This is a genomic window from Paraburkholderia piptadeniae, assembly GCF_900007165.1.
Lineage (GTDB): Bacteria > Pseudomonadota > Gammaproteobacteria > Burkholderiales > Burkholderiaceae > Paraburkholderia > Paraburkholderia piptadeniae.
Genome location: NZ_CYGY02000083.1, coordinates 15,467 through 32,543, shown reverse-complemented (window position 1 = coordinate 32,543; position 17,077 = coordinate 15,467). Strand labels below are relative to the sequence as shown.

Sequence of the window (17,077 nt, the reverse complement as noted above, 5' to 3'; positions counted from 1 at the left end):
GCCTCCGGGTTAGTGCGTCGTGACGGGGTCGAGTGCGGCGCGGACGGGCTTAACCATGCGCTCCGTTCCGGGATCGAACTTCGGTGCGTCCTCGATGACGAGACCTTGCTCCTTCAGCTCTCCGATGCGCCCGCAAACGGACTGGATCGGGAGGTCGAAGAAGCGCGCGATTTCGTTCCGGCTCATCGCGCGTGCCGGGTCTTCGCGAAGGTGTTTCAGAATCGCAAGACGTTGTCCCGCGGCCTTCCCGGACTCCTTGTGTGCGATCAGCGAATCAACGCTAGTCGAGGCGATCATTGCGGCTCCTTCAGGGTTGCTGCGACGGATGAGCCAATGCGCCCGCGTTGCGAGCGCGGAGCATGGCGAGAGATTCGGACAGGGACGCGCGTGACACTTCCGACGGGCCGCGCTTCTCGGACTCGTTCGGCAGCGTCATTTGTGGCGTAGCGGTCAGCATCGGGCGCGGAGCGGGCGGCTTCCCGCCGTTCTCGATCGCAGCGCGAATGCGCGCATGCCATGCGTCACGGCTTTCGGTCTGCAACGCCGGGCCGACTCCGACCTCAATCGCCTTCGCGAGTGCGGTCTCGTCGCTTGCCCACCATGCGCCGTGTCCGCCGTTTTTCGCGGTCTTCATCGGACCGGCTTTCCGGACCCAGTTGCGCCACGTTCCCGGCCAGTCGGTTTTATTCGCAGCCTTCCCGGCGACGCCGCACCAATAGTCGCGGAACTTCTCGGACTCAAAAAGCGTGTGTTGCACGGACCATGCTCCGCCTTTCCATGCTTCGAGTTCTTCAGCGAAGCGGGCCGTCGATTGGGTCGTCCAGTCGATCCATTCCGGTTTGATAGTCCAATCGTTGGGGAGGCGCGAACCTCGCGCCGTGCTGACTGGTTCAGTTAAACCTTTAGGTTTAACTATGACTGGTTCATGTCCGGCAGATTTCGCCGGTTGGTTCTGCTGTTTTTCGCCGTCGGCGAAATCTGCCGTCGGCGGATTCTGCCGGTTGTTCTTCGGCTTTTCGCTTGCGGCGAAATCTGCCGGTTGCTTCTTCCGCTTCGTCTTGAATTCGGCGGGAGGCTTTTCAAGGTTGAGGTAGTACGCGTCGCTTGCGTTCGTGCCGTCCGGACGCTTGCGGGCGCAACGAGACAGATAGCCGTTTGATTCGAGCCAGACGAGATGCTCGCGGACGGTCCGCTCGCCTTGCTCGGTGTACTCGGCAAGCATGCGTTGTCCCGGCCAGCAATAGCCGTCCTCGTCGGCGAACTGGGCGACGCCCATCAGCGTAGCTTTTCGGCCCGAGCTACCGGTCTTCTGATTCCATGCCCAGGCGAGTGCATCAAAGCTCATACGGCCGCCTCCGCAAGTGAAGCGGCGAACGCTGCTGCGCGCTCTTTGCGACGAGCTTCCCGCTTGCTCTCCGCTGTCTCGCCAATGGGCGAACGCATTGAAGCTGCATCGACCTTGAACCCCGTCAGGTGCAATGCGGCCTTTGCGATCGCGTCCGCGAGAGCCTCGCTCGGGCGCTTGCGTCTGTGCGCGATGTGTTCAAAATATTCGAAGGTTGTTCCGGCGAGGCCGCACACTTCGCGGGCCTTCGGCGTTCCGACCTTCTTCCAAAACTCGATTGCGGTAAGCATCGATTTATCGCCTCCTAGTTCAGCTACCGAAATGGTAGCTTAAAGGAAAGCGGCGTGCGGTGTCTAGCATTTGTCGCTACCTGTGGGGTAGTCGCAAAACCTACCGATATGGTAATCTGCGCCTGTTCGCAGTTACAACGCATTCAAATCCGGGGAGAACCAAGTGGAAAACCAAGAAGCGCGGGTCAAGGAAATTCGTCGTGAAAACTTCCTTTTCCTGTTTGAGCAGTTCAAGGAGCGCGTCCGTCAGACGCTTCCCTCCGAGCCTGATCGCGGCATGCTCAAGCGTTTCGCGGAACAGCTTGATATTTCGGATAAGTTCGTTTCGCACATCAACACAGGCCGCAAGCCGATCGGCGACAAGACGGCTATGAAGATCGAGGACTCAATGGGCCTTCCTCGCGGTTGGATGGACGAGACCCATTCCGAAGAATCAGTTGAGAATCTTTCTCCGCTGAAGCAAGAAGTCGTCGCGATGGTAGTCGAACTGCTGAAGAGCGGTAGCGAAGAAGGCGCCGCCGAGGTTATGAAGATCGTTCGGGAAAAAATGACCGGCGCGAAGAAAGACTGATTCGTAGCCCGGTAACAACGTTGTATTTTTATGTGTGTTTGGTAACAAAACGTTTCCGTGAAGTGCTACCATGTCGGTAGTTGTTTAGTGGTGTTGAAACAAAAACCGACGTTCGAAACGGAGCCGTGAACGTGATAGAAGAAGCAGTATCCCGAGGGGTCTCCCTAAAAAATGTAGGGAGCGCATACCCGGTCAGAGGGGGCAATGAAAAAGGACCGCCGCTTTCCTTGGCAGAGGAAGAAACAGTAAGGGATTTGGTCCGCATGTTGAGTGCGGTCGATGAGAGTCAGGTCCCCGAAATTCACAGCCTCGCAGCAGCAACACTGACGCGCGATCGAGCGCGAAGGGGACGAACTGGGCTTGCTTGACGTCTCCTCGCCACTCCAATACGATTCCGCTATCGTTTCGGTAGCGGAAGCCGGTTTTTCCCGTTTTCCCAAGAAAGGGCCGTAACGTTTCGACGTCACGGCCCTTTTCGCATGTTGCGCATCTGCAACGCAAAACCAAAAATCTGAGGAATAGCCAGAAGTTAGGGTAATCCCTCGAAGTAGCCGTATTGGCTACCGAAACGATAGTTTCAAATGTTAAAGGTTCGGTAGCCGTATATCTATTTTGAGGGATCGAAAATGAACGTAACGCAAGTCGCGCGAGTGGTGCATGAGGTCGAGCGCGCGTATCGAATGTCGGTCGGTGAGACTGAAGTCCCTTCGTGGGAGAAGGCGTCGGCGCAAGCACGCGAGGGCGCGATCTTTTCCGTTCGTGCTGTCGCTGGTGGCTTCATGACGCCCGAGTCGACACATGAGCAATGGGTCCGTGAAATGACGCGGCTCGGCTGGTCGCGAGGCGACGCGCTCGACACGGAAGCGAAGACGCATCCGCACCTGATCGAATACGCCGCGCTCCCGCGCGAAGTCCAGACGCGAGACGCTCTGATGGTCGCCGTCGTGCGCGGTGCGCTCGGCATTCGCGAGCCTGAAGACGAAGAAGAGGCGGAGGCCGCGTGACGGTTCGGCAGATCGCATCGGCGCTGAAGGCGGACATCGACCGTCATGTCCCGAAGCTCCATGTACATGCGCCCGAACTGGGCGAGGCGCTCCATACGCTCAATGAGGCGCGAGCATGGCCCGACGATGTCGAGGTCAGCGTAAAACAGGCGGTCGAGTGTTGGCGGGTCGTGCAGTACATCCGGGAGCTTCCGGGGCCGCTTAACGAGGCGTTCAAGCTGTGAGCGCTGTCGTCGAGGGCGAGGCGGTCATCCCGCCGACGAAGCCGCCGTCGACGTGTGCGGTAGAAACAGAAGAGCCCTCGGGCAGTTGCCGACATTGCCGGTCCGCCGTCGGGCTCTCGGGTTATTGCGTGAAGTGTTGGGCGATTACGTATAGCCAAGCTCCCGGCGCTCCCAGTCGGTAAGCGGCGCGCGGTTAAACATCGGCTCGGGCTTGTATTTCGTTGGCTCTATGACATTCGCCAGAAGGATTCGCCACTTCGCGCGCGTGTTGAGAATCGCGGGGCCGTCGGCGCCGTCGAACTGATCGGCGGGAGTCGTCATCACGGTTAGCGCGTCGAGTATTCCAGTCGGGACCGCGATATTGCTGCATCCGCAATTGTAGTAGCCAAGATGCGCGCGGATCGTCTCAGCGGAATATCGGCCAGCGGTCGACGCGCGATACGTATAGCCCTTATTGTCCGGACGCCACAAAAGGATGTATCGATCCTCTCGGCGCGTATGGTGGACGCTGATGACGTAATAGTCGCGCGGCTCAACGCGCTCGGGCCGTTCGTTGTCGTAGGGAAGATATTCGAAGCCGGGGTCTCGGCGGAATTCGTCAGTCGCCGCGGCGTCGCATTCCGGGTGAAACTTCCCGACCTGAAAGTCGCCGTCGTTGATTCCCGCTGTGCGCATGTACATCGAGCCTGACTCGATGCGCTCGCCGCACCATGAGCAGTGGTGATTCTTGCGGGCAATCGGCGTGCTGTCTGAGAGTTGGGTGTAGCTCATGCATGGCCTCTGATGTGGTCGGCGTCGACGATCGGCAGCAGGAATGCGGCATTACGGACCGCCTCGGCAGATTCCTTGTCATAGCCCCAAGTATTCGAGCCGTCCTCGCGCGGGCGCGTGATCTTCCAGCTTCCGATTCTTTTTCCCGTCATGATGTAGTCGCGCATATCGTCGACGAGGTCGCGGAGCGTCCCGCCGTGCGTGAACCCGCGCCAGTTCCCATAGTTGTGCGTGTAGATCGGCTTTGCCGAATAGTCGTCGATGAACCAAACGCGACCGCGCGGGTCAAGTTCGATTCGGGCATAGCGATCCGTCGGCACGCAGTAGAAGAAGCGGCGACCATGCGAGGCGATAACGCGGATAAGTTGGTTCGCGTGGACGGCGCGATCGATCTTCGTCGTCATTGCGCCTCCTCAGCCGGGATGGGAAGCGCGAGGATTTCAGAGAGCTTATAAATATAAACTTCCGCATTGCTCAGGACGAAGTCTCCAGCGCGGGTGCGGTTGTAGTTGTCGAACTTGACGACCTTTGCCGACGGAATGCGCTCGGCGAACAGATCAATTATCGCTTTGCGGCTCGTATCGCAATCGAGGATCGCCCATTCACGTCCATCCTTGATGAGTTCGAATCCTCGCTCACGCAGGCTATCAATCCAAGTAGCCTTGTTTTCCTTGTCAGAGACAGGGGTATCAGAGTCGATGAGTCGGAACGTGCCGTGAAGGCTGCACGAAAAGCGACCATGACACACACCATACTGACCGAATTCGAGGTCGTGAACATACCCGAACCCGTCGAGGTTCCACCACTTATTCAGATGCGCGGCGATGTTCTTGATCGCTTCTTGTGTCGCTTCCGGACTTAGCGTCTTGCCAAGCTGGGTTTGTAATTCGTGAATCTCCAGATTGGCGGCACGGAGTTTTGCGTGACGTTCTTCGCGCTCCTTCGTTCCGAACGTCTCGATACCGAGTGTTTTGCACAGATCGCTGAGCTTGTATTCGGTGACGCATGCGACGGTTTTCGCGAATTCGACATCAATCGGACGACCTTCTTCGATGTATCGGTGAAGGGTTCCGACCGCCTGGCTTAGGTCGACGATTTTCTTCTTGGCTACGGTTTTTTGATCTTCGGAAAGGCTGATAGCTGTTTCGACGGTCATGACGTTCTCTCGGTTATTGGTTGCGGACTGTGACAGACCAAACGCGCAGCGCTCGGCGGTGACTGCAAGTGACCTTCTTCTTCCGGTAGTGGTATGCGACCCGTAGTGCGGACAGCTCATCGCCGAAAAACGCGATGAATCCGTCCGGTCGGGCTTCTACAAACGTCGGTTCGCTTCCGGCGACCTCGGTCAGTTTCTTCGTAAGCTGGCTCTTCGCATCACGCATAAAAGCTCCCGTATCGGTAGTTTTACGTCTGCGGGGCAAAGATACCAATTTGGTAGCCGTCATGCAACGAATTTCATATGTGTTCGTGCGGTGAGCTACCGATTAGGGGGAATTTGGCGGAAAACGCTTGACGGCTTTACGGGGTTCCAATACCATTCAGCTACCGTAACGATAGTCTATCTGAACGGTTCTCCTCGGTGTCGGGCTGGGCCGCTTCCTGTTGTGGGGAGCGGCCTTTTTACTTGATGGGGGCGAATCGTGCAGCGGGGAAAGCGTTGCGAAATGAATGCCGCGTCCTGTAGAAGCGGCGAATCGGCGCCTCGCGCTCGTATTCGCCTTGCACCGTGAGCGCTGGAGTCCACAGCGCACACAGCAGAAACAGAAGAGGAGCAAGCATGTCCGATGCAGCAACGAACGCGACGACCGCGGCGCCCGCCGATACGGAGGTCGTCGAAACGCCCCTGATGAAGCGCCTTAAGGCCGAAATCAAGGAATTCGAATTCGCGCCGATCCATATCCTCGAAAAGATCGAGGCGATCGCGCGAAATCACTTCGGCATCGCGCCCGCGGCCTAATGGCGTTGCGCCAGTGGGCTGAAGACGCCGCCGACAGTATCGACGCGGGCTTCTTCAGTGGCGATACGTTTAACGACCGCGAGGCGCTCGATCGTATCGAGTGGTACATCGCGCGATGGCAGCGTCAGATAGTCAACATCAAGGCGATGTTGGCGGAGTCTGAAATGTAGTTTCGAGCCCGCTTCGGCGGGCCTCTCACGCATGGCGGTGCTAAATGGTCGTCTAGACCGACCGGGGACTGTGCTTCCCGGATGGCGACGCCTAACTGACGGGAATCATAGCTGCGCTAGGTCGGCGCGAACGGTCAGTCGCCAGTCGTGAGAGTTCATGGCGGGTTTAGTTCAGTTGGCAGAACGACAGCCTTCCAAGCTGTATGTCATCGGTTCGAATCCGATAACCCGCTCCATATTCAAAGCCGCGCCCGTTCCCGTTCGTCGGGGCGGGCGCTTTTATTTGCTAGGTCATGTTCGATATACGCGTAGCGGCGGACGTGAAGAAGCTCGCGAAGGACTTCAGTTTCTTCGCGCAAGGGCAAATCCCGTTTGCAACGGCGAAGGCGCTAAACGCAGTCGCCGAGCGTGTCCGCGACGATGAGCGTGCGAACATGCAAAAGGTCTTTGACGGTCCGACGCCTTTCACATTGAACGCGATCCGGATCAAGAAGGCGACGAAGGCGAAGCCCGAGGCGGTCGTCTACGTGATGGATAAGACGGCGGCATATCTGGAGCCGTATGAAAACGGCGGTCTAAACAAGCTCAACAGTCGAGCGCTGCTGAAGCCCGTCGAACAGAAGGTCAACCAATTCGGGAACCTCCCGGCGCGAACGCTTCAGCGTTTGAACGCCCGGTCGGACGTCTTCGTCGGCAAGGTCAAGACGAAAAACGGCGTCGTAAATGGTTTCTGGCAGCGCACGAAAGCGAAGCGCGGCAAGCAAGGCGGTTTGAAGCTCCTCATCAAATTCGAAGACGCGCACGAAGCAAAGCAGCGTCTCAATTATCGACAGGTTGCGAAGCGATCCGTCGACGCGGGGTTTAAGCGGGAATTCTTAAAGGCAATGGACGCGGCGCTCAAGTCGGCGCGTTAAGACCGGGAGAGTCAATGAAACGGGTTCGAGCGAAGTTCGATTCCTTCCTTCAATGGTTGGATCGACAAATCACGATGTACGCCTGGCCGTCGACGGGAGTCGCCGCCAATGTCTAAGTTGATTCAGCGCGTACATGCGCCCCGCCAGTCGGGGAAAACGACCGCCGCGGCGGCGCTTATTCTCGGTTACGGGCAAATCGGCATTCACGCCGCGTACATCGCCGAGAAGGAAGTCTACGCCGTCGGAACGGCGATGCGGTTCGGCTTGCCGAAGGCCAATGTCTACGGTTGGTCGCTGGAGCTTCTCAATAGCGGCGTCCTCGATCGCTATCAGGCGATCATCGTCGACAACGCAGAGCGCTTGCGCACGGTCGAGGGCGATGCGATCGACTTGATCGCGCAACGGTATCGGACGCGTATCGTCCCGTTTCCGTCGATCGTCGGCTTCTACCGCGGCGATCCGCCTGATGAGGAGGGCCGCGACAATGCATCCTATTGAAGTCGCCTCGCTCGTCGGCGCCGCGCTCGACTACTGGGTCGCGCGATCGCTCGACATGCGGACGCCTGTCATCGTCGCCGAAAGGCACGGGACGGACGAATGTCTCGTCGAGGTCGACGGAACGGTATTCGAGACCTTCGCGCCGTCCGCTGATGAGGAAGTCTGCGACAAGATCATCGGCGCTTCGCCGGTCCGTCTGATGCGCATCGGGACTCCGATCGGCCCCGCGTGGGCAGCGCTCACTCCGACGGGCCTCCGTTTCATTTCCGTTAGCTGGAGGATCGCCGCGCTTCGTGCGCTGGTGGCCCTCCGCTATGGCGCGTTTGTATTCGACGAGGTCGAGACATGACAAACATCGAACTGATGCGACGTGCCGCGAAAGCGGCGGGCATCGAGCTAGACGTATGGCAGCAGCATCGCGAAGACGGCTCGAAGGTCGAAGCGCTCCGCTATCGCGGTGCGCCTCATTCGACGTTTGATCCGCTCGCGTCGGACGCCGACGCGTTTCAGGTGCAGATCGGGGCGGAGATTCTCGTCCAGGCGGGCGAGTACTCGATCCGCGCTGAAGCTCCGCCGAACATCCTCTTTAACCTGCATTACACGGGCGACCGTGCCGCGGCGACGCGTAAGGCGATCGTCGAGGTTGCGGCCGTTTTGGCGTAATGGCGATCGTCCTCGAAGGGACCCTCGTCATTAACGGTATCGAGTTCAAGGGCGTTTCGCTTGAATGGGGTCAGCGGACGCCGAGCGAAGACATTCAGCGATGGTCTGAGGAGATCATGATTCGGCCCGAGCCGATAACGATCCCGCTCACGATAACGCCTGAAGAGGAGGCGAACGTCCGGAGGTTTATGGACGAGTTAGACCGTCTCGCCGGGTGGCATGCGCCGCCGACGCGCGAGAGGACGCGCCGACGTCGGGCTCAATGGAAGGACGAACAGTCGCGCTACGGGCGCAAACGATAGGGGGAAGTGTGAGCGGAACAGTACAGCAATTGCAACGCGCCTTGACGGCGCATGTCGGCGCGGAAGCGGACTCGGCGATGTTCGCGCAAGGCTTATGCCGTGAGGACGTGAGCCTCGAAGTCGAGGCGGTCCGGATGTCGATCGATCACGGCGTCCCGCGCTACGAGGTCATGCTCCGCGAACGCGAGGACATCAAGATCGTCGAGTGTGATGTATGCGGCGCGGAGCCGGAAGTCGAGCAGGATGAGGCGGGAATTCCGATGCTCGTCGCGGGCGAGCCGATGAATAGCGGGTATCTGATCGGCGACGATCCGTTCGACAGCCTCGCGGCGATGGTAGCCGTCCTTCCGTATCTGTTCGGGAACGTTCCGCTGTTCTATACGGAAATCGATGTCGACTACCCGTCGCATCAATCGCGCCGCGACCTGAACATCGAAATTTGTTTTCGCCAGTGGGGCAAGGGCGACCCGGGTTCTCTGTCGGACATCGAGCTTGAGTCGCTCGCCGAAGTCGCGCTGATGGACGCGCGTAACGAAGCGCGCGCCGAAAACAAGCGTATCGACGCGTTGCGCCGTGCATTTGACCTCGAAATCTGCGAGCGGCATTGGCCGTTGGGCTTCATCGGATGGGCCGATTATTCGGATGCGTATCTCGCGCACTATGCGTCGCTCGCGCTCGATGAGGCGTGGGATATGGCGCATCGCGAGGACGCGAGCCGGGAGCGTGGGAAGCGCATCGATGCATGCGTCGAGTACTACACGCAGCGCGATCGGGCGCACTTTGAGGCGATGGACGATGCGACGCTCGCGCAGTGGCATTCGGCGGTTTCGCGCTTTCGTCGATGACCTGGTCATTATCTAAGGGTCGCTTCCTGTGGAATGCATCGTTTTGGGTGCTCACCATCCACGCGCCGACTTGGCCCGCATTCTGGCTGACGTGGGCGATATGGATGGCGCTCGATTGCAACCTTTGACGCCGCCTTCGGGCGGCTTCTCTTTTTGTGGAGGCGGAATGCCGTCGCACATCACATACGAGCGCAGCAAACCGGCGCGTAAGACGCTCCTCGGCGGTCTGCTGAAGCGAGCGGGACTGTAGTTCAAGGAAAGCGCTCAGGTTTCAAACCTTCGGCGGGTGTCTGATCGCCGCTGAGCGCTTTCCCTCTGTCGCATGGCGATTGTGTACCTCTCCGCATGTTCCGGGCTGTCTAGCCCGGTCCCTCTGCGCGGTCAGTCGCCAGTCGAGAGAGATTCCATCCTACGGAGATAGTCAGATGCTCAAGTTTGCCGCACTCCTCGCCGCTTGCCTGATCGCGATCCCGGCGCACGCCGACACGCTTCGCGACGTCGAGCAACACGACTTGCCGACGCACAAGGCATGGGGGCAGTTTCACGACACGCTAGACGTCGTCGAGGACGCTCAGCGCGGCGTCGTCTGCTATGTGGCGCGTCAGAGCGACAGCCATGCATTGCAGCTTCAATGTGTGAAGGTGAAGCCTTGACGTCGAGTGTGTTCGCGGCGATGCACTTCGCGCGCCGGGTGCATCGCGAGCAGAAGCGCAAATACACGGGCGCTCCGTACTTCGATCACCTGGCCGAAGTCGCGGGCATCGTGGCGACGGTGGATAGCTCGCCGGAAGCGATCGCGGTCGCCTGGCTGCATGACTGCGTAGAGGATCAGCGCGTCATTGAGGTTGAACTGATTTCCCTGTTCGGCGGATTCATCGCCGAGGGCGTCATGTGGCTGTCCGATTTAGAGGTCGGGAATCGCGCGGAGCGCAAAGCGGCATCGCGTGAGCGGCTTGCGCGGGCGCCGGGATGGGTGCAGACCATCAAATGCGCTGACCTCATCAGCAATACGTCGAGCATCGTTCGGCACGATCCGAAATTCGCGGTGACATACCTCGAAGAGAAACGCCTGTTGCTCGACGTGCTGACGAAGGCGGATCGGCGCCTGTGGGTGATCGCCAAAGAGCAAGCGGAGGCGCCGGTTTGAAACCAGTCTACAGGCGCGCATATGAGCGCTACGCCCGCTCGCATCAGCTCTCGTCGTGCGGTCGGCGCGTACTTCGTCGGCAGATTCGCCATTGCGATACGCGCATCCGTCGAGCGCTGAAGCGATTCGAGGGGATGAAACTGAAACCTGAAACCTTCGACGCCGTGAAAGCGGCGATCGTCGACGCGCTACGGGAGGCGCAGCTATGAGGGCGGGCCGCATAGGATCAATCGCCGCGCTGTCGTTGGGTGCGGCTCTCGCTCAAATTCAGTCGGATTCGTGGGCTGTGCGGCGCGATGAATACGTCACGGCGTATCGGGGCGTCAATGAGGTGCGCGCTCGTCGGGCCGCGCAATGGCAGCGTGAAACAGGTCAGGTAAAGAGGAAGGGTCGGCAATGAAGAAGATTTCAAGGGTTCGCGCGGTGCGTCCCACGCACGCTGAAGGGAAGGAAGTCGGACGTCTATACGAGACCTCGCTCGACGGTAAAAGCTGGCTACCGGTGACGCGGGGTGAGTTCGATCGTCACAAGGGCGTCGGGCCGCGGCGGATTCTCCTCTCGATTGATCCGGACGCAGCATGACGGATACGTCTCGGTTCAATAAGCCGAAGGATCGCTACGTCGCCGCGCTGTTCGTGTGCGTCGGCTTCGTGTTCATTCCGCTATCAGTGCTGTGGTATCTGCTGGTGGCGGTCAAGGATTCGGTAGTCGAGTCGTGTCAAGGGTTGCGCAGGGAATTCGCGGGCGGTCCGAAGGCGACGGCGATCTACGCGCATCGGATGGTAATGGAGGCGTTCGCGCATCGTCGGGCGCGGCGTGAGAGGGAGCGCGCGGGGCAGATGTTGACTGCTGGCGCCGATGTATCGAATGACCGTATAGAGGTCGAAGTCGACGGATGGGGGAAGCAAGGATGACGGAAGCAGAAACGCGCGGGCTCTTCGAAGTTTCAGGTTTCAGGGTCGAGCGCATCTATCGGCTAGAAAACCAATACTGGCCGTTGGCGCCTGACTACGATCAGCTTCGTCGTGAATCGCCGTGGTGGTTGGTGAAGACGCCGATCGGGTTGATTATGGTCGGATGGCGTAAGCGCGTGCTTTCTATCGATTGGGAGGATACGTCGATCCGTGCGGTCGTTACGGAAGACGATGTCACGAAGGACCAAACGATGGTGCATGCCTACAGCATGGCGAAGGCCGTTGAATATCTGACGGGGCTCCGACAGGCATTGAACGGTCAGGCGCGGGAGGCAACAGCATGAAGGATCGTATCCGTCGCTATGCCGTCACGTTCATTCCGTCGATTGCTGGTTATCTGTTCGGCGCGGCGCTTGTATATGCCGCGCAGCATTGGCGCTAAGGGTAAGGCATGACAGGTAAGCCGCACTTCTACCGGACGCATGGCTATTGGTCGTGTCGGTGCGATGGCTTCACGGGCTCAGGGTGGACGATGGTTGATGCGTTTCAGTCGGTCGCACGGCTGAGCCAGTGGTGGCGGGCAGCGATGGACCTGTCGCACGAGACCTGAAGGGGTGGTCAGTAGCCGGGAGGGTGGCCCTCCCCCGCATGGGGGGGTGTCTTGGGTCCTCCCTAGGGGGCCCCTACATCGAGGGCAGTTGCGCACCGCGTTCCGGCTCCAGCTAAGAACTTCCAAATTTGGTTTCAAGTTTCAATTCTGAGGTTTCAATGTGACTCTCGTTTCCAAGTCCGAATTCGCCCGCATGCATGACGTTTCGCATACGGCGGTCAGCAAGTGGCAAAAGTCGGGATGGCTTGTGCTGCAAGGCTCGAAGGTGGACGTCGAGGGATCGAATGCGAAGCTCGCGAAGTATCGGGATTCCGGCGACGCGCGAGCGACGCGGGGGCGCGAGCAGGTTTCAACTTCGGAGAAAATTGAAACCAAATCTGAAACCAAGGTTGCAAAGCAGGTTTCAAAAAAGGTTTCAGCGAAGGTTTCAAAATCGGCGGGTGCAACGCCCGCCAAAAGCGCCGACGAGGCGCGTGTCACGGCTCCGGGTTCCTTCGACGATGAGCCGCTTTTTTTGCCGGGTGAGTCCGCCGAAGACGCTGCCGATCGTCTGATGTCCGGGGCGCCAGTCGATACGGAAATGTCGATCGAGGAGGCGCGTCGCGTCAAAGAGGTCTATCTAGCGCTCCTGAATCGCCTCACCTATGAGGAGAAATCGGGCGCGCTCATCAGTCTTGACCTCGCGCGGACGGTACTTTTCGATTGCTCGCGCGCTGCGCGCGATTCGTGGCTCAACTGGCCCGCGCGCGTCGCGCCGCTCATCGCCGCAGACCTCGGCATCGAGGCGGACAAAATGACCGAGATTCTGACTGAGCATGTACACAAACAAATCGCATCGCTCGGCGAGCCAGAGGGGGATTTCACGGCATCCTAAAGCCGAAAGGATTCGACGGGACTTCCTAGCCGGATGGACGCCTCCGCCGCGTATCAGCGTCCCCGACTGGGCGGACGAATACCGAAAGCTCGCCAAGGAGGCGGGAAGTACGTCGGGTGACTGGCAAACGTCGACAGTAGAAGTAGCCCGCGGGGTCATGCTTGCCGTGACCGAGCCGGGAGTCCACGTCGTTACGGCGATGGTCAGTACGCAGCTTCTGAAGACGGCGCTTCTCGAAAACGTCTTTGGGTATTTCGCGCACCTGGACCCGTGTCCCATCCTCCTCCTTCAGCCGAAGGAAGCGGCGGCGGAACAGTTCAGTAAAGAGCGCATTACGCCGATGATTCGGGTCACGCCTGTTTTGCGTGAAATCATCGGGTCGAGCAAAAGTCGCAACGCCGACGAGACGCTCCTCTACAAGTCCTTTCCCGGTGGCTTTCTCGCCCTAGCTGGCGCGGGTAGCCCTGACAACCTCGCGCGTCGTCCGGTGCGCGTCATTCTTGCCGACGAAATCGACAAATATCCGGTAACGCGCGAAGGCGATCCGATCACGCTTGCGGAAGAGCGGACGGCAACCTTCGGTGTCAACTGGCTTTCGGTGCGCGCATGCTCGCCGACGGTTGAAAACGAGTCGCGCATTGAGGCGAGCTACAAGGATTCGGACCAGCGTCGCGCATCGGTCAAGTGCCCGCATTGCGGTCATCGCATGTTCCCGGACTTCTTCAAGCATGTCGACTGGAAGAAGGACGAGCGCGGCGTCCATCATCCGAAGACGGCCCGCATCTATTGCGAGCATTGCGGATGCGAATGGTCGGAAGGCGATCGCCTCCGCTCGCTCGCTACCGTTCGATGGCATCAGACACGCGTTTTCGAGTGTTGCGGTCAGCGGCATGTCCCGATGGAGGACTATGAGCGCGGATGGCGGGCTCCGGAAGGCGGTCAGAACGGCGACAGTGGCGCCGCACTTCAGAAGGTTTGGGATTGGTGGGAGGGGCCGCGGCATGCGGTCTATCGCGCTAAATGTCGGGTTTGCGGCGAATGGGGCGTCGACAATTCTCACGCGGGATTCCAAGCGTCGAAACTCTTCAGCCCGTGGCAGAAGGACAAGCCGTCCGACATAGCCGAGAAATGGCTCAAGGCCGCAGAGGACGAGGACAAAAAACAGGCTTGGTTCAATACCCAAATGGGGATGCCTTACCGGCCTCATGCTGGCAAGGAGATTGACCTCGAAGCGCTTGCGGCTCGCGGCGAACGCTGGCCCGCGCGCGTGCCGTTCGGTGTCGGAGTATTGACCGCTGGCGTCGACGTGCAGGACGACCGCCTCGAAGTCGAGGTCGTCGGGTGGGGCCGCGATGAGGAGAGCTGGTCCGTAGACTACGAGACGTTTGTCGGCGATCCGGGGTCTCCGGAAGTTTGGGGCCGTCTCGACGCCTACCTTTTGAAAAACTGGTATCGGTACGATGGGCGCGAGTATCACATCGAGGCCGTCTGTCTCGACACTGGCGGGCACCATACGGAAGCCGCCTATCAGTTTGCGAAGGCTCGACTCGGGCGCCGCGTCTACGGTATCAAGGGCGAGTCCGCCAAGAACGGCAAGCGTAGCCCCGTTTGGCCGACAAAGAGGCCGACTCAGCGGACGGCAAAGACTTATCAGCCGTTCATCATCGGCGTCAATTCGGCGAAGGATTCGATCCGCAATCGCCTTCAGAAAGAGACCCCCGGTCCCGGTTACATGCACTTCCCGCACGACCGGGACATCAACTATTACGCGCAACTGACCGCCGAGCGGATTCTCATCAAAGAGACCGCGGGCGTCCGGTACCGCGTTTGGGACTTGCCTCCCGGCAAGCGTAACGAGGCGCTCGATTGCCGCGTCTATGCATACGCCGCGCTCTCTAGCCTCCTTCATTTCGGGTTGCGTCTCAATCGACTGGTCGACGACCTTTCCGAGGTGCTGAAGGGTAGTCCTCCCGTCGAGGATGACAAGCCGGAATTCAAGCTGACGCAGCGCGGGCCGTCCGTGACGGTGGTCGGGGGCAATGCTCCCGCGAAGTCGCGCGTCAGCATGCTCGCGTAATCACAAGGAAAAACCGAATGGGTGTCTACGATGGATTAACAAACGCACAACTTCAAACCCAGTTACAGGCGCTTCAAAACGCCTATTTCGCCCTCAATACGGGACAGCAGGTCGTGAGCGTGAGCTACGCGCAAGGTGACGGATCGAAGTCTGTCACGTTCCGGCCCGCCGACATCCTACGGCTTCAGGCAGACATCGCGCTTATTCAGACGAAGCTCGGTATCTCGCACGGTCGCCGATCAATCCGGTTTTCGATGCGATGACAAATCAGGTTCGAATTCTCGGGGCGAATGGTTCTCCGTTGCCTCCGAGTCGATCGTCGCGCGCCTCGATGCTCGCCGGTCGGCAAAACACGCCATATGATGCCGCCGACATTTCAGGCGGTCACATGCAGGATTGGAATCCTTACGTGTGGTCGCCCGACGGCGAAATCAACATGTTCCGCGACCGCATGGTCTCGCGGGTGCGTGACCTTGTGCGTAATGACGGATGGGCGTCAGCAGCGGTAACGCGGACGCTAGACAACGTCATCGGGCCTAACTTCAGCCCGACGTCTCAACCTGACTATGCGGTCCTTCAGGCAATGAGCGGAAACAAGAAGTTCGATCACAAATGGGCCGAAGAATGGGGTCAGGCCGCGTCGGCGAACTATCGCGCGTGGGCTAACGATCCCGGCAGGTATTGTGATTCGACTCGATTCCAGACCGTTCCGCAAATGTTCCGACTTGCCTTCCGTCATTATCTGGCCGAAGGCGAGGCGATCGGTCGCTCTCACTGGATCGAGGAGCGCGTCCGACGCGGCGGGGCGCGGTATGCGACGGCGATCGAGGTTGTCGATCCCGATCGGCTGTCGAACCCTCAACTCAAGTTCGATCAGCAAAACATGCGCGGCGGCGTTGAGGTCGATTCCCGCTGGACCGCGGTCGCATACTGGCTCCGCGAGGCGCATCAGGGCGACTATTTCAGCGCGGCGAAGAGCGTCACATGGGAGCGCGTCCCGCGTGAAACTGCGTTTGGGCGACCTCTTCTGATTCACTACTTCGACCGCGATCGTGCGAATCAGCATCGAGGCGTCGGCTTTCTGACGCCGATCGTCAATCGGCTAAAGATGCTCATCAAGTACGACTCGACCGAACTTGATGCAGCGATCATCAATGCGTTCTTCGCCGCTTATATCGAAAGCCCATTCGATCAAGAGCTAGTTGAGGGAGCGCTCGGACAGTCGACCAAGATCAACGCATATCAGGCGGAGCGCTCCGCGTATCACAAGGAGCGAAAAACGTCACTGGGCGACGTCGGGATGACGATGCTCTATCCCGGTGAAAAGATCGGGTCAGTCGCTGCGAATCGTCCGAGCGGGAACTACGACGGATTTCAGAGCGCAATGCTCCGCAACGTCGCCGCTGCTACCGGTCTTGCCGCTCAGCAAATTAGCCAGAACTGGGCGGAAATCAATTATTCGTCGTTTCGTGCGGCGATGCTTGAGGCGTGGAAGACGTTCCATCGACGCCGATTCGATTTCGTTGTCGGCTTCGCTCAGCCGGTCTACGCGAACTTTCTAGAAGAATCGGTCGAGGTCGATGACTATCCGATGCCGAACAGCGGAGAAATCCCCGCCTTTATGGAGGCTCGCGGAGCTTACTCGCGCGCGCGTTGGATGGGTCCCGGTAAGGGATACGTCGATCCGGTGAAGGAAAAGCAAGGCGCAATACTCGGTCTCGATGCCGGTATGTCTTCGCTCGAAGACGAATGCGCGGAGCAAGGCATCGACTGGCGCGAGGTCGCCGATCGTCGCGCGATCGAACAGGAGTACTACCGCGAGCGCGGACTCCCGCTCCCGAACTGGAACAACAACCCGGCAAACAAGGCCGATCAGCCCGAGGAGGTTCATTAATGCGGTT

At 59.3% G+C, this 17,077-nt stretch carries 25 protein-coding genes and 1 tRNA gene; 20 read left to right on the top strand and 6 right to left on the bottom strand.

Annotation, left to right across the window (positions count from 1 at the left end):
- Positions 1-9 precede the first annotated feature (9 nt).
- The 3 genes from BN2476_RS37090 to BN2476_RS37080 are packed head-to-tail and all read right to left on the bottom strand — an operon-like array spanning position 10 to position 1,635.
- A complete protein-coding gene (locus BN2476_RS37090) occupies positions 10-297 on the bottom strand; it encodes a helix-turn-helix domain-containing protein (RefSeq protein ID WP_087739173.1) in 288 nt (95 codons plus the stop codon).
- 10 nt (positions 298-307) lie between these two features.
- A complete protein-coding gene (locus BN2476_RS37085) occupies positions 308-1,345 on the bottom strand; it encodes a helix-turn-helix domain-containing protein (protein WP_087739172.1) in 1,038 nt (345 codons plus the stop codon).
- Positions 1,342-1,635, bottom strand: a complete 294-nt coding sequence (locus tag BN2476_RS37080) for a hypothetical protein (protein WP_087739171.1) — start codon at positions 1,633-1,635, stop codon at positions 1,342-1,344. The genes BN2476_RS37085 and BN2476_RS37080 overlap by 4 nt, the downstream gene beginning before the upstream one ends.
- Before the next feature lie 163 nt (positions 1,636-1,798).
- Here BN2476_RS37080 and BN2476_RS37075 point away from each other — a divergent pair, with 163 nt between their 5' ends.
- The 3 genes from BN2476_RS37075 to BN2476_RS37065 all read left to right on the top strand — a co-directional run bounded on the left by BN2476_RS37075 (position 1,799) and on the right by BN2476_RS37065 (position 3,434).
- Positions 1,799-2,206 carry a hypothetical protein gene (locus BN2476_RS37075; protein WP_087739170.1) on the top strand — a complete coding sequence of 136 codons (408 nt, stop codon included), beginning with the start codon at positions 1,799-1,801 and terminating at the stop codon, positions 2,204-2,206.
- Positions 2,207-2,832: 626 nt separating this feature from the next.
- Positions 2,833-3,210 carry a RyR domain-containing protein gene (locus BN2476_RS37070; protein WP_087739169.1) on the top strand — a complete coding sequence of 126 codons (378 nt, stop codon included), beginning with the start codon at positions 2,833-2,835 and terminating at the stop codon, positions 3,208-3,210.
- Positions 3,207-3,434 carry a hypothetical protein gene (locus tag BN2476_RS37065; RefSeq protein ID WP_087739168.1) on the top strand — a complete coding sequence of 76 codons (228 nt, stop codon included), beginning with the start codon at positions 3,207-3,209 and terminating at the stop codon, positions 3,432-3,434. Before BN2476_RS37070 ends, BN2476_RS37065 begins: the two co-directional genes overlap by 4 nt.
- A gap of 144 nt (positions 3,435-3,578) precedes the next feature.
- Here the strand turns inward: BN2476_RS37065 and BN2476_RS37060 are convergent, their stop codons facing one another.
- From BN2476_RS37060 to BN2476_RS37050, 3 genes are read right to left on the bottom strand one after another with little or no spacing between them, the layout of a single operon-like run.
- The gene (locus BN2476_RS37060) at positions 3,579-4,205 is read right to left on the bottom strand and encodes a hypothetical protein (protein ID WP_087739167.1); all 627 of its coding nucleotides are present in this window, start codon (positions 4,203-4,205) and stop codon (positions 3,579-3,581) included.
- On the bottom strand, positions 4,202-4,609 hold the full coding sequence (locus BN2476_RS37055; protein ID WP_087739166.1) for a YoqU family phage-derived protein: 408 nt from the start codon (positions 4,607-4,609) through the stop codon (positions 4,202-4,204). Before BN2476_RS37055 ends, BN2476_RS37060 begins: the two co-directional genes overlap by 4 nt.
- Positions 4,606-5,361 (bottom strand): hypothetical protein, encoded by a 756-nt coding sequence (locus BN2476_RS37050; RefSeq protein ID WP_087739165.1) that lies wholly within the window; start codon positions 5,359-5,361, stop codon positions 4,606-4,608. Before BN2476_RS37050 ends, BN2476_RS37055 begins: the two co-directional genes overlap by 4 nt.
- A gap of 621 nt (positions 5,362-5,982) precedes the next feature.
- On the opposite strand from BN2476_RS37050, the gene BN2476_RS37040 reads away from it, so the two are divergent.
- The 17 genes from BN2476_RS37040 (at position 5,983) to BN2476_RS36960 (ending at position 17,070) form a co-directional block, all read left to right on the top strand.
- Positions 5,983-6,162: a hypothetical protein gene (locus BN2476_RS37040; RefSeq protein ID WP_087739163.1), complete on the top strand. Its 180-nt coding sequence runs from the start codon at positions 5,983-5,985 to the stop codon at positions 6,160-6,162.
- Positions 6,162-6,332: a hypothetical protein gene (locus BN2476_RS46790; RefSeq protein WP_160111826.1), complete on the top strand. Its 171-nt coding sequence runs from the start codon at positions 6,162-6,164 to the stop codon at positions 6,330-6,332. The genes BN2476_RS37040 and BN2476_RS46790 overlap by 1 nt, the downstream gene beginning before the upstream one ends.
- A 160-nt stretch (positions 6,333-6,492) precedes the next feature.
- A tRNA-Gly gene (locus BN2476_RS37035) sits at positions 6,493-6,568 on the top strand.
- 291 nt (positions 6,569-6,859) lie between these two features.
- On the top strand, positions 6,860-7,246 hold the full coding sequence (locus BN2476_RS48760; RefSeq protein ID WP_235851130.1) for a hypothetical protein: 387 nt from the start codon (positions 6,860-6,862) through the stop codon (positions 7,244-7,246).
- A gap of 108 nt (positions 7,247-7,354) precedes the next feature.
- A complete protein-coding gene (locus tag BN2476_RS37025) occupies positions 7,355-7,744 on the top strand; it encodes a hypothetical protein (protein ID WP_143811130.1) in 390 nt (129 codons plus the stop codon).
- Positions 7,731-8,093 (top strand): phage protein NinX family protein, encoded by a 363-nt coding sequence (locus BN2476_RS37020; protein ID WP_160111825.1) that lies wholly within the window; start codon positions 7,731-7,733, stop codon positions 8,091-8,093. The genes BN2476_RS37025 and BN2476_RS37020 overlap by 14 nt, the downstream gene beginning before the upstream one ends.
- Complete coding sequence (locus BN2476_RS37015) at positions 8,090-8,407, top strand: hypothetical protein (RefSeq protein ID WP_087739159.1); 318 nt, start codon at positions 8,090-8,092, stop codon at positions 8,405-8,407. The genes BN2476_RS37020 and BN2476_RS37015 overlap by 4 nt, the downstream gene beginning before the upstream one ends.
- Positions 8,408-8,717: 310 nt before the next feature.
- Positions 8,718-9,554 (top strand): hypothetical protein, encoded by an 837-nt coding sequence (locus BN2476_RS37005; protein WP_143811129.1) that lies wholly within the window; start codon positions 8,718-8,720, stop codon positions 9,552-9,554.
- A gap of 425 nt (positions 9,555-9,979) precedes the next feature.
- Complete coding sequence (locus BN2476_RS37000; RefSeq protein WP_087739156.1) at positions 9,980-10,207, top strand: hypothetical protein; 228 nt, start codon at positions 9,980-9,982, stop codon at positions 10,205-10,207.
- 8 nt (positions 10,208-10,215) lie between these two features.
- On the top strand, positions 10,216-10,701 hold the full coding sequence (locus BN2476_RS36995) for an HD domain-containing protein (protein ID WP_235851129.1): 486 nt from the start codon (positions 10,216-10,218) through the stop codon (positions 10,699-10,701).
- 396 nt (positions 10,702-11,097) lie between these two features.
- Positions 11,098-11,283 (top strand): hypothetical protein, encoded by a 186-nt coding sequence (locus BN2476_RS45955; RefSeq protein WP_143811128.1) that lies wholly within the window; start codon positions 11,098-11,100, stop codon positions 11,281-11,283.
- A complete protein-coding gene (locus BN2476_RS36985; RefSeq protein ID WP_087739153.1) occupies positions 11,280-11,615 on the top strand; it encodes a hypothetical protein in 336 nt (111 codons plus the stop codon). The genes BN2476_RS45955 and BN2476_RS36985 overlap by 4 nt, the downstream gene beginning before the upstream one ends.
- Positions 11,612-11,959 (top strand): hypothetical protein, encoded by a 348-nt coding sequence (locus BN2476_RS36980; RefSeq protein ID WP_143811127.1) that lies wholly within the window; start codon positions 11,612-11,614, stop codon positions 11,957-11,959. The genes BN2476_RS36985 and BN2476_RS36980 overlap by 4 nt, the downstream gene beginning before the upstream one ends.
- 426 nt (positions 11,960-12,385) lie before the next feature.
- The gene (locus BN2476_RS36975) at positions 12,386-13,099 is read left to right on the top strand and encodes a hypothetical protein (RefSeq protein WP_087739151.1); all 714 of its coding nucleotides are present in this window, start codon (positions 12,386-12,388) and stop codon (positions 13,097-13,099) included.
- The gene (locus BN2476_RS36970) at positions 13,041-15,176 is read left to right on the top strand and encodes a phage terminase large subunit family protein (protein WP_087739150.1); all 2,136 of its coding nucleotides are present in this window, start codon (positions 13,041-13,043) and stop codon (positions 15,174-15,176) included. Before BN2476_RS36975 ends, BN2476_RS36970 begins: the two co-directional genes overlap by 59 nt.
- Before the next feature lie 17 nt (positions 15,177-15,193).
- The gene (gene gpW, locus BN2476_RS36965) at positions 15,194-15,439 is read left to right on the top strand and encodes a gpW family head-tail joining protein (RefSeq protein ID WP_087739149.1); all 246 of its coding nucleotides are present in this window, start codon (positions 15,194-15,196) and stop codon (positions 15,437-15,439) included.
- A 125-nt stretch (positions 15,440-15,564) separates the two neighbouring features.
- Entirely contained in the window at positions 15,565-17,070 is a 1,506-nt protein-coding gene (locus tag BN2476_RS36960; protein ID WP_235851128.1) for a phage portal protein, read from the top strand.
- Positions 17,071-17,077 lie beyond the last annotated feature (7 nt).

What these genes read in the sequence shown, in the direction of transcription:
- BN2476_RS37085 (WP_087739172.1), bottom strand. Translation starts at nt 1,345, where the DNA reads ATGAGCTTTGATGCACTCGCCTGGGCATGGAATCAGAAGACCGGTAGC.
- gpW (WP_087739149.1), top strand. Translation starts at nt 15,194, where the DNA reads ATGGGTGTCTACGATGGATTAACAAACGCACAACTTCAAACCCAGTTA.
- BN2476_RS37090 (WP_087739173.1), bottom strand. Translation starts at nt 297, where the DNA reads ATGATCGCCTCGACTAGCGTTGATTCGCTGATCGCACACAAGGAGTCC.
- BN2476_RS37025 (WP_143811130.1), top strand. Translation starts at nt 7,355, where the DNA reads ATGTCTAAGTTGATTCAGCGCGTACATGCGCCCCGCCAGTCGGGGAAA.
- BN2476_RS45955 (WP_143811128.1), top strand. Translation starts at nt 11,098, where the DNA reads ATGAAGAAGATTTCAAGGGTTCGCGCGGTGCGTCCCACGCACGCTGAA.
- BN2476_RS37080 (WP_087739171.1), bottom strand. Translation starts at nt 1,635, where the DNA reads ATGCTTACCGCAATCGAGTTTTGGAAGAAGGTCGGAACGCCGAAGGCC.
- BN2476_RS37040 (WP_087739163.1), top strand. Translation starts at nt 5,983, where the DNA reads ATGTCCGATGCAGCAACGAACGCGACGACCGCGGCGCCCGCCGATACG.
- BN2476_RS37015 (WP_087739159.1), top strand. Translation starts at nt 8,090, where the DNA reads ATGACAAACATCGAACTGATGCGACGTGCCGCGAAAGCGGCGGGCATC.
- BN2476_RS36985 (WP_087739153.1), top strand. Translation starts at nt 11,280, where the DNA reads ATGACGGATACGTCTCGGTTCAATAAGCCGAAGGATCGCTACGTCGCC.
- BN2476_RS36960 (WP_235851128.1), top strand. Translation starts at nt 15,565, where the DNA reads ATGCAGGATTGGAATCCTTACGTGTGGTCGCCCGACGGCGAAATCAAC.
- BN2476_RS37020 (WP_160111825.1), top strand. Translation starts at nt 7,731, where the DNA reads ATGCATCCTATTGAAGTCGCCTCGCTCGTCGGCGCCGCGCTCGACTAC.
- BN2476_RS36980 (WP_143811127.1), top strand. Translation starts at nt 11,612, where the DNA reads ATGACGGAAGCAGAAACGCGCGGGCTCTTCGAAGTTTCAGGTTTCAGG.
- BN2476_RS37070 (WP_087739169.1), top strand. Translation starts at nt 2,833, where the DNA reads ATGAACGTAACGCAAGTCGCGCGAGTGGTGCATGAGGTCGAGCGCGCG.
- BN2476_RS37000 (WP_087739156.1), top strand. Translation starts at nt 9,980, where the DNA reads ATGCTCAAGTTTGCCGCACTCCTCGCCGCTTGCCTGATCGCGATCCCG.
- BN2476_RS37060 (WP_087739167.1), bottom strand. Translation starts at nt 4,205, where the DNA reads ATGAGCTACACCCAACTCTCAGACAGCACGCCGATTGCCCGCAAGAAT.
- BN2476_RS36970 (WP_087739150.1), top strand. Translation starts at nt 13,041, where the DNA reads ATGTACACAAACAAATCGCATCGCTCGGCGAGCCAGAGGGGGATTTCA.
- BN2476_RS37050 (WP_087739165.1), bottom strand. Translation starts at nt 5,361, where the DNA reads ATGACCGTCGAAACAGCTATCAGCCTTTCCGAAGATCAAAAAACCGTA.
- BN2476_RS37055 (WP_087739166.1), bottom strand. Translation starts at nt 4,609, where the DNA reads ATGACGACGAAGATCGATCGCGCCGTCCACGCGAACCAACTTATCCGC.
- BN2476_RS46790 (WP_160111826.1), top strand. Translation starts at nt 6,162, where the DNA reads ATGGCGTTGCGCCAGTGGGCTGAAGACGCCGCCGACAGTATCGACGCG.